Here is an 8,548-nt window from a genome sequence, read left to right as displayed (position 1 = left end):
CTGCGAGGTGGAGGAGTTTCAGCTCAGCAGCAACGGGCAGCTGCTGGCCGATCTCAACGGCCGCCCCCTGGCCGAGCTGGAACTTCGCCGGCGCACCGGGGCCCTGGTGCTGGCCGTGCGCATGCCCGCCCCGAAGGCGAACAACTCTTCCGTGTATCGCGGCATCACCAGCGCTCCCCTTCCCCCGAAACTGATCACCAACCCCAATGGCGATGTGAGGCTGCTGCCGGGCCAGTTGCTGGTGGTGATGGGCAGCAAGGAGGAATTGCAACGCTTCGCCCAGCTTCTGGGCCCCGCCCTCGAGGGGGTCGAAGCGATGACCAACTGAGGGCGGCCAGGGGGCGCATACGATCGCCCTCTCCTCGCCGCCCCTCCGATGACCGGATCCGCTGTTGCCCCACTCACGGGCCAGGTGGCTCTGGTCACAGGAGCCAGCCGCGGCATCGGCCGGGCCATCGCTCTGGAACTGGCCGCCAGCGGAGCGGAGGTGGTGGTGAACTATGCCGCTTCCGCTGACGCGGCCGAAGCTGTGGTGGCGGCCATCACCGCCGCCGGCGGCCGGGCCTGGAGTCACCGCGCCGATGTCTCCCAGGAGGCGGACGTGGAGGCCATGGTCAAGCAGGTGCTGGAACACAGCGGCCGCCTCGACATACTGGTGAACAACGCGGGCATCACCCGTGACGGCCTGCTGATGCGCATGAAGACCGCTGACTGGCAGAGCGTGATCGACCTCAACCTCAGCGGCGTCTTCCTCTGCACCCGTGCCGTCTGCCGCACGATGCTCAAGGCCCGCAGCGGACGCATCATCAACATCACCTCGGTAGTGGGGCTGATGGGCAACCCCGGCCAGGCCAACTACAGCGCCGCCAAGGCCGGTGTGATCGGCTTCACCCGCAGCACCGCCGCCGAGCTGGCCAGCCGTGGGGTCACTGTCAACGCCGTGGCCCCGGGCTTCATCGCCTCCGACATGACGAAAGACCTGGACGTCGAGCGGATCCAGGCGGCCATCCCCCTCGGTCGGCTCGGTCAGCCCGAGGACGTGGCCGGTGTGGTGCGCTTTCTGGCCGCCGATCCCGCCGCCGCTTACATGACTGGCCAGGTGCTGCAGGTGGATGGTGGCCTGGTGATGCGCTGAGGCCCGATCACGACTGGATCGGCTGCCCCAGCTCCTCCCTCAGGCGGCGGATGCGCTGCAGCAGCCGCAGCCGCCGACTGCGGGCCGTGATCGTGAGGAACAGGCGCAGGGGAACGTAGACCAGCGCCATCGCCAGTCCCAGGCCGGCGATGACCAGGAAGACCATCAGGCTGGCCCCCGAAACCGTGTCGATCGCAGGATCGGTGAGCGCATCGGCCACCGACGCCGAGAGGCTGGCGCGCAGGTTTTCCTCCATCTCAGGACCTTATCGGCAGATGGGGCCTGCCGCAGCGCCTGGGTGGGCGAGCGATTCGGCTTTCCCCACCAGCCGGACCCTGACTGGGCCCCGGCCGCTGTGGGACGCTGAATTCCATTGGGTGCGGTGGCCGTGCCCAGTTCCGCCTGGGAGGTCGTCCCACCCCGGCGTCAGACCTTCTCCACCTCCTGCACGACCGATGGCCAAGCTGATCAGTTTTTCCGACGCCTCCAGGGGCTCGCTTGAGCGTGGGGTGAATGCCCTGGCCGATGCCGTACGGGTCACGATCGGACCGAAGGGCCGCAACGTGGTGCTGGAGAAGTCGTTCGGAGCACCCGACATCGTCAATGACGGGGTGACGATCGCCAAGGAAATCACCCTGGAGGATCCCTTCGAGAACGTGGGAGCCCGGCTGATCCAGCAGGTGGCCTCCAAGACCAAGGACCAGGCCGGCGATGGCACCACCACCGCCACGGTGCTGGCCCAGGCACTGGTGCACGAGGGACTGCGCAATGTGGCCGCCGGCGCCAACCCGGTGGGGCTGCGCCGCGGCATGGAGAGGGCGGCGGCCCGGGTGGTGGAGGGCATCGCCGCCCTCGCCCAGCCCGTTGCCGGTGACGCCATCCGTCAGGTGGCCACCGTGAGCTCCGGCGGCGATGAGGAAGTGGGCCGGATGGTGGCTGAGGCCATGGACAAGGTGAGCACCGACGGGGTGATCACCGTGGAGGAATCCCGCTCCCTCTCCACCGAACTGGAGGTCACCGAGGGCATGGCCTTTGATCGGGGCTACTCCTCCCCCTATTTCGTCACCGATGGCGACCGCCAGGTGTGCGAGTACGACAACGCTCTGCTGCTCGTGACTGATCGCAAGATCAGCAGCATCAATGATCTGGTTCCGGTTCTGGAAGCCGTCTCCCGGGCGGGTGCTCCCCTGGTGATCCTGGCCGAGGAGGTGGCTGGCGAGGCGCTCGCCACCCTGGTGGTGAACAAGAACCGGGGAGTGCTGCAGGTGGCGGCCGTTCGCGCGCCCGGATTCGGCGACCGCCGCAAGGCCATGCTCCAGGACATCGCCATCCTCACCGGCGCCACCCTGATCAGCGAGGACCGGGCCATGACCCTTGAGAAGGTGGCTCTGGGTGATCTCGGCCGCATGCGCAGGATCACGATCAGCAAGGACACCACCACCATCGTGGGCACCGAGGACCACAGCGCCGCCGTGGCCGACCGCGTGGCCTCGATCCGCCGTGAACTGGAAGCCACCGACTCCGAGTACGACCGCGAAAAGCTGAACGAGCGCCTGGCCAAGCTGGCCGGCGGTGTTGCCGTGATCAAGGTGGGCGCCCCCACCGAAACCGAGCTGCGCAACCGCAAGCTGCGCATCGAAGACGCCCTCAATGCCACCCGTGCGGCAGTGGAGGAGGGAATCGTGGCGGGCGGCGGATTCACGCTGCTGCAGCTGGCCACGGAACTCGACCAGTTGATCGCCGACCTGAGCGGCGATGAGCGCACCGGCGCTGAGATCGTGCAGCGTGCCCTGGCGGCACCAGCCCGTCAGATCGCCAACAACGCCGGTGCCAACGGCTCCGTTGTGGTGGCCGAGGCCCAGCACCTTGGCAAGGGCTACAACGCCATCACCGGCGCTTACGACGACATGGTGGCCGTCGGCATCCTCGATGCCGCCAAGGTGGTGCGCCTCGCCCTGCAGGACGCCGTCTCGATCGCCGCGCTGCTGATCACCACCGAAGTGGTGATCACCGACAAACCGGAACCACCAGCCCCAGCCGGTGCCGGTGGTGGCATGGACGGTATGGGTGGCATGGGCGGTATGGGCGGTATGGGCGGAATGGGTGGTATGGGCGGAATGGGTGGTATGGGCGGAATGGGTATGCCAGGAATGATGTGAGCCCTCCCCGCGGGCCGCTCCTTCAGCGGCCCGCGGCCATACGCTCCACGTAGGCGGCCACTTGCAGATCCACCCCTGTGATGGCGGTGCCCACGACCACAGAGTCCGCTCCCGCCGCCAGAGCCCTGGCCGCCTGATCTGCGGAGGAGATTCCCCCTTCGCAGATCAGGGCGGTTTCAGGCGGCAACTGCTGGCGCAAAAGCGGCAGCAACTCCCAGGCCGGGGGGCGTTGATCAGCTGTGGATTCGGTGTAACCGAACAAGGTGGTTCCCACCCACTGACAGCCGAGAGCCGCCGCGCTAAGTCCGTTCTCGAGGCTGTCGGCATCAGCCATCAGCGGGGCCCCAAGATCGCGCTGGGACCGCTCGATCAGACTGGCCAGATCCTCCCCGCCCGGGCGGAACCTGGCGGTTGCATCGATCGCCACGATGTCGGCCCCTGCCGCCCACACAGCCCGCACCTCCTCCCAGCCCGGAGTGATGTAAACGGAGCTGTCGGGATAGACCCGCTTCCAGAGGCCAACGATCAGGGCCCCGGGGCAGCGCTGCCGCACGGCACCGATGTGCTCAGGGCTCTCGAGGCGAACCCCGACAGCACCATTGGCCAGGCTGGCCTCCGCCATCGCGGCGATCACCGAGGGATCACGCATCGGGGACCCCTGGGGAGCCTGGACCGAAACAATCAGACGGCCCTGCAGCGCTCCTCGAAGAAGGCGCGGATCAACGACCATGGTCAGGGCCTCAGGAGGCCTGACGATGGTCGTCCTGCTCAAGAGTGTCCGGCAGCCAGGAACGCAGCGAGTCGAGGGCGGGATGACTGGGAGCGGGCGCGGGCGATGAAGTCGACGGCCGGTTCGCCCGAGCACCGCGGCCTGCGGCGCTGCCGGATTCGTTACGGCCCCGCCGCTGGGCCTGCCGGGTGGGCTGAGGCGGCTGCTGTAGCGCGAAGGGAGGTGGAGCGATTGGGCCCCGGGACGCTGGCTGCCGGGCAGGGAAGGAATCCACCAGCGGGTCAGGAGGTGTAAAGGCCCCAGGAACAGCCTGGTACTCGCTCAGCCGCGGAGTCTGGGCTGAGGCAGCCGCAGGTTCCTGGGGCATCAAGGACTCCTCCTCCTCCTCGTTGCCAAAGGTGCTGACCACCTCCTCGACGCAGTCCTTGAACAGGCCGCGCAGGCGGGAGAAGGGATTGCGCCGAGGCTCAGCGGGCTTTTCAGGGGCCGCTTCCGCCGGAGCGGGATCAGCCGGAATGGCGATGGCCTCGGTTGGAGCCTCCTCCTGGAGTTGAGTCTGGGATACAGACAGGGATTGAGCCTCCACCGGCGGAAAGGCCTCCAGTTGCAGCTCCGCGGGCGGGGCCATCAGCGGCGGAACGATCGGGGGAGCCAGGGGCTTCTCCGCCAACTCCGACTGCATCGTGAAGATCGCCTGCACGTTGAAACTGGGCAGGGGTTCGAGGCCGGGAATCGGGCCGAAAGCTTCCGCCAGGGGGGGCAACGGCTCAGTGACCGAAGCAACTGCCGGATCAGGAGCAGCCTCGTCAAAGGCGACAGGCTCAAAAGCAGCAGGTTCGACGACTGCCACGTCCTTGGGCTCAGGCTGAACGGTTTCCCCGTCGTCACCGGCTACCGCGGGCTCGGACTCAGGCTCAACCGGCTGGTCAAGGCCGGTCGGCACCAGCCACTCTGCGGGCAGGGGGACGGAATCCTCCAGCACGGGAGGGGTGAGCAACGGCTCCAGCGGCGGGGAGATCGTGGCACCCCCTGCAGGCCTGGAACCATGGAGAGCTTCGGTGGCAACAACGGCCGCCGGGGTTGGACGCACCAGTTGTTCGCGCCACCAGAGCCGTGCAGTCTCATCGAGAGCCTGGCCCTGGATCAGGCACTCCAGCGCTTCAACCCCATGGCGGTGGGCCCAGCGCAGGGAGTGGGCCGCGAGCAGGGCACCATCCCGCTGCTCCAGAGCCTGGAGCAGGTCCTGCGGAGAGAGCCTTGAGCTGCCATGGGACATCGGGTCAGCAGCAAGGAGGGGATGGGTGGTGGACACGGAGAGACTCAACTGAGTTTGCGATCCAACAGAGGCCGGATCAGGAGAAAGAGGCTGATGGCGAGGGCGGCGAGTATTCCCAGGCAGGTCAGGCCGGTGAGATCCCCGTAGGGAGCTTCGAGCACAACGGCCTGAAGGGAGAAGCTGCCGGCGTAGGCAGCGCGAATGGGTTCTATGGCGAAGGTAAGTGGATTCAGGGCCGCAAGCCAGCCCAGCCAGGTGGGCATGAAGGAAATCGGTGCCAGCGCGGTACTGGCGAACAGCAGAGGCAGGTTGGCGACGAAGATCACCGCGATCAACTCGATGTGCCCCGGCAGGGCGAAGGCCAGCCCCAGGCTGAGGGCGGTCACAGCAAAGACCAGCAGCAGCAGGGTCACCAGCACCAGCAGCAAACCGGCGCCTCCCGGCCAGCCATATCCCAGCAGGGCTGCTGTGACCATGATTGCCAGGCTCTGGATCAGGCTGAGGCTGGTGATGTAGAGGACCGAGGCCAGCACGATCGAGCTGCGCGAGCGCAAGGGGGCCACCAGCAGCCGGTTGAGGAAGCCGAATTCCCGGTCGAACATCACCGGCAGGCCGGCGTTAAGGGCCGCACTGAAGGCGGTGAACACGATCACCCCTGCCCCCAGGAAGCGGCCGTAGCTCATGCCATCCGGCAGCAGGCCCTCCGGCGCCTTGGCGAAGAGCGCCCCGAACAGCACCAGCCAGATCAATGGCTGCAGCACGCCAGCCACCAGGGTGGAGGGGCGCCGAGCCAACTGAAGGAACAGCCGGCGGGTGAGGGCCAGCGTCTCCTGGCAGAGGTCCGCGAAGGCGGAACGCTGAGCCGGGACCTGATCGGGCGGTGCGGCGTTGAGCGTCAGGGGCGAGGCGCTGGTCATGGCCGGGGGACGGGAGAAGCGGGAGGGCAGGAGATCGGGCGGGACATCACGACAGGGAACTCAGCGCATGGCCTGTTTGCGCTCGGCCTTGGGATCACGGCTGCCGACCACCTCCAGTTCGGCATCCATCAACGTGCGGCCGGTGGCCTGGAGGTAGACGTCGTCGAGACTGGGACGGCTCTGGGACATGGAGAACACGGGCAGCTGAGCCTCACTCAGCTGACGGCGCAGCTGATCGATCACGGCCTCCCCATCCACCACCAGGTTGAGGGAATGGCCCTGAGCGCGGTTCACCACCACCTGGCGCACGCCCGGGCAGCCCTGGAGCACCTGCTGAACCCGGGCTGACTCCGACTCATCACTGAATTCACGCACCCGCAGGGTGACGCGATCACCTCCAAGAGCGCGCTTGAGCTCGCTGGGGCTGCCCTCGGCGATCACCCGGCCCCCGTCGAGGATCGCCAGCCGGTCGGCGAGGGCATCGATCTCCTCCAGGTAATGGCTGCTGAGCAGCACCGTGGTGCCGGCGTCTCGCAGCTGCCTCAGCACCTGCCAGATCACGGCTCGGCTTTCGATGTCGAGCCCCACGGTGGGTTCATCCAGCACCAGCACCGAGGGCTGGTGTAGCAGGCCGCTGGCCAGATCCAGGCGGCGACGCATGCCTCCGGAATAGGTGCCGCAGCGACGGTCGATCCACCCCCCCATGCCCAGCAGCTGGATCAGTTCGTCGATCCGCTGACGCAGGTGAGGCGTAGCCAGGTGATACAGGGCGCCCTGGAGGCGCAGCATCTCCCGTCCAGTGAGGATCTTGTCGATGGCCACCTCCTGGGCCACGTAGCCCAGTCGCTCCCGCACCTGGCGGGGCTGCTGCAGAGCATCGAGCCCAGCCACGCGAACACCACCGGTATCCGGGGCCAGCAGGGTGCAGAGGATGCGCAGGGCCGTGGTCTTGCCAGCCCCGTTGGGTCCGAGCAGGCCATAGAGACTGCCGGCCGGAACACGCAGGTTGAGGCCATCGAGGGCCGTGACCGGCCCGTACGTCTGGCTGATCTGATCCAGCTGGATCATGGCTTCTGGCTGCGCTGCTGACACTCCTGCCCGGCCAATGGACGCTTGCAATCTAGAAAGCGGGGGAGGGGAGATTGAGCTCAGCCAGCAATTCGCCGGTCTGGAGGCTGAAGATCTCAGCACCGGGAAGCCTGGCCAGCAGCAGCAGCAGGCAGATGCCGAAGAGATAGAGGATCGACCAGCGGAACAATCCCCGGGCCGGGGCCACCTCATCGGGATTGAGGCCCAGCGTGTGGGCCATCTGCAGCAGCCTGGCATTGAAGGGAATGACCAGCAGGCCGTAGAGCCAGCCACCAGTGGGGAGGGCCAGCACCCCCAGCAGGCTGACCAGCACGGTGGCCCGGGCGTAATGGCCGATGGCCTCGGCGGTCACCTCGGTTCCTTTCACCACCGGCAGCATCGGAATACCGACCGAGCGGTAGTCCTCCTTGAGCAGCAGGGCCAGCGCCCAGAAGTGGGCGGGTGTCCAGAGCATCACCAGCCCGAACAGCCACCAGCCGCCCAGGCCCACATGGCCGGTGGCCGCGGCGGCGCCCACCAGGGGGGGGATTGCTCCAGCCACGCCGCCGATGACGATGTTCTGGGTGGTGCGGGGCTTGAGCAGGGCGGTGTAGAGCAACACGTAGCTGCAGAGGCCCAGGAGGGACAGCGCGGCAGCGAGGCAATTGACGCCGCTCACCAGCAGTAGGGCAGCCGCACAGGTGAGGGAGACCGCCACGGCGAAGGCGGTGCCGGCCGAAAGCCGACCTGAGGGGAGGGCGCGGCCGCTGGTGCGCACCATGCGCCCATCGAGCTCCTGCTCCCAGAGGCAATTGAGCACTCCGGCGGCCGCGGAGGCCAGGGCGCCGCCGCCGAGGGTGCAGGCCAGGCGAGGTGCCGTCATCGGCCAGCCCTCAGAAAGGGCCATCCCCCCAAGGGTTGTGGCCAGGAGCAGGGGAATCAGCCTTGGTTTGGCGATTTCGAGCCAGGGGGGCAGCCGCACCTTGGAGCGGGAAGGAACCACCTGGTCGCGGCTGCTGAGCTGGGGGCTGAGGCTGGTGGCGCTAACCATGGCAGGACTCGAGGCGGGGGGTCTGGAGCTGAACGGGGGAGATCGCTGCGGAAAGGGAGATCGGCCGGTGGCGCATGGCCAGGGCACTGAGTACGGCCACCAGAAGGGCCGCCGTGAGCTGGTGGGCCACGGGGACCAACGGCACCGCGAGGGAGAGGCGAAGGGGGAGCACCCCGAGGGCGATCTGCAGGCACACCAAAAGCAGCGCCGCC

General features: G+C 67.7%; 9 protein-coding genes and 1 pseudogene. 3 read left to right on the top strand and 7 right to left on the bottom strand.

From position 1 onward, the window contains the following. Both KBY78_RS13580 and fabG read left to right on the top strand, forming a co-directional pair. Window positions 1–328: cation:proton antiporter regulatory subunit (locus KBY78_RS13580; RefSeq protein ID WP_255144028.1), on the top strand; the 328-nt coding region annotated here is incomplete at its 5' end. 48 nt (window positions 329–376) lie between these two features. After that, window positions 377–1,135, top strand: coding sequence for a 3-oxoacyl-[acyl-carrier-protein] reductase (gene fabG / locus KBY78_RS13575; protein WP_255144027.1), 759 nt, complete (start codon window positions 377–379; stop codon window positions 1,133–1,135). A gap of 7 nt (window positions 1,136–1,142) precedes the next feature. Here fabG and KBY78_RS13570 read toward each other — a convergent pair whose 3' ends face one another. Continuing rightward, window positions 1,143–1,391 (bottom strand): hypothetical protein, encoded by a 249-nt coding sequence (locus KBY78_RS13570; protein WP_006170298.1) that lies wholly within the window; start codon window positions 1,389–1,391, stop codon window positions 1,143–1,145. 199 nt (window positions 1,392–1,590) lie between these two features. Between KBY78_RS13570 and groL the strand changes: the two genes are divergently transcribed. Next, the gene (gene groL, locus KBY78_RS13565) at window positions 1,591–3,294 is read left to right on the top strand and encodes a chaperonin GroEL (protein ID WP_255144026.1); all 1,704 of its coding nucleotides are present in this window, start codon (window positions 1,591–1,593) and stop codon (window positions 3,292–3,294) included. A gap of 22 nt (window positions 3,295–3,316) precedes the next feature. Here groL and KBY78_RS13560 read toward each other — a convergent pair whose 3' ends face one another. From KBY78_RS13560 to KBY78_RS13535, 6 genes and pseudogenes are all read right to left on the bottom strand, one after another. After that, a complete protein-coding gene (locus KBY78_RS13560; protein WP_255144025.1) occupies window positions 3,317–4,024 on the bottom strand; it encodes an N-acetylmannosamine-6-phosphate 2-epimerase in 708 nt (235 codons plus the stop codon). A 10-nt stretch (window positions 4,025–4,034) separates the two neighbouring features. Beyond that, window positions 4,035–5,300 (bottom strand): hypothetical protein, encoded by a 1,266-nt coding sequence (locus tag KBY78_RS13555; protein ID WP_255144024.1) that lies wholly within the window; start codon window positions 5,298–5,300, stop codon window positions 4,035–4,037. Between the two features lie 44 nt (window positions 5,301–5,344). Then, complete coding sequence (locus tag KBY78_RS13550; RefSeq protein WP_255144023.1) at window positions 5,345–6,217, bottom strand: ABC transporter permease; 873 nt, start codon at window positions 6,215–6,217, stop codon at window positions 5,345–5,347. Between the two features lie 60 nt (window positions 6,218–6,277). Further along, a complete protein-coding gene (locus KBY78_RS13545; RefSeq protein WP_255144022.1) occupies window positions 6,278–7,285 on the bottom strand; it encodes an ATP-binding cassette domain-containing protein in 1,008 nt (335 codons plus the stop codon). 52 nt (window positions 7,286–7,337) lie between these two features. Continuing rightward, entirely contained in the window at window positions 7,338–8,336 is a 999-nt protein-coding gene (locus KBY78_RS13540) for a heme o synthase (RefSeq protein ID WP_006170290.1), read from the bottom strand. Next, window positions 8,329–8,548, bottom strand: a pseudogene (locus KBY78_RS13535) (heme A synthase); the annotation flags it as partial. The pseudogene KBY78_RS13535 and the gene KBY78_RS13540, both read right to left, overlap by 8 nt.

The organism is Synechococcus sp. EJ6-Ellesmere, from assembly GCF_024345875.1.
Taxonomy (GTDB): Bacteria; Cyanobacteriota; Cyanobacteriia; order PCC-6307; family Cyanobiaceae; genus Regnicoccus_A; species Regnicoccus_A antarcticus.
This window is presented reverse-complemented; position numbering and strand designations above follow the sequence as displayed.

Bases quoted from the DNA above. Each gene is read 5' to 3' on its own strand.
- fabG (WP_255144027.1), top strand. From the start codon at position 377: ATGACCGGATCCGCTGTTGCCCCACTCACGGGCCAGGTGGCTCTGGTC.
- KBY78_RS13570 (WP_006170298.1), bottom strand. From the start codon at position 1,391: ATGGAGGAAAACCTGCGCGCCAGCCTCTCGGCGTCGGTGGCCGATGCG.
- groL (WP_255144026.1), top strand. From the start codon at position 1,591: ATGGCCAAGCTGATCAGTTTTTCCGACGCCTCCAGGGGCTCGCTTGAG.
- KBY78_RS13560 (WP_255144025.1), bottom strand. From the start codon at position 4,024: ATGGTCGTTGATCCGCGCCTTCTTCGAGGAGCGCTGCAGGGCCGTCTG.
- KBY78_RS13555 (WP_255144024.1), bottom strand. From the start codon at position 5,300: ATGTCCCATGGCAGCTCAAGGCTCTCTCCGCAGGACCTGCTCCAGGCT.
- KBY78_RS13550 (WP_255144023.1), bottom strand. From the start codon at position 6,217: ATGACCAGCGCCTCGCCCCTGACGCTCAACGCCGCACCGCCCGATCAG.
- KBY78_RS13545 (WP_255144022.1), bottom strand. From the start codon at position 7,285: ATGATCCAGCTGGATCAGATCAGCCAGACGTACGGGCCGGTCACGGCC.
- KBY78_RS13540 (WP_006170290.1), bottom strand. From the start codon at position 8,336: ATGGTTAGCGCCACCAGCCTCAGCCCCCAGCTCAGCAGCCGCGACCAG.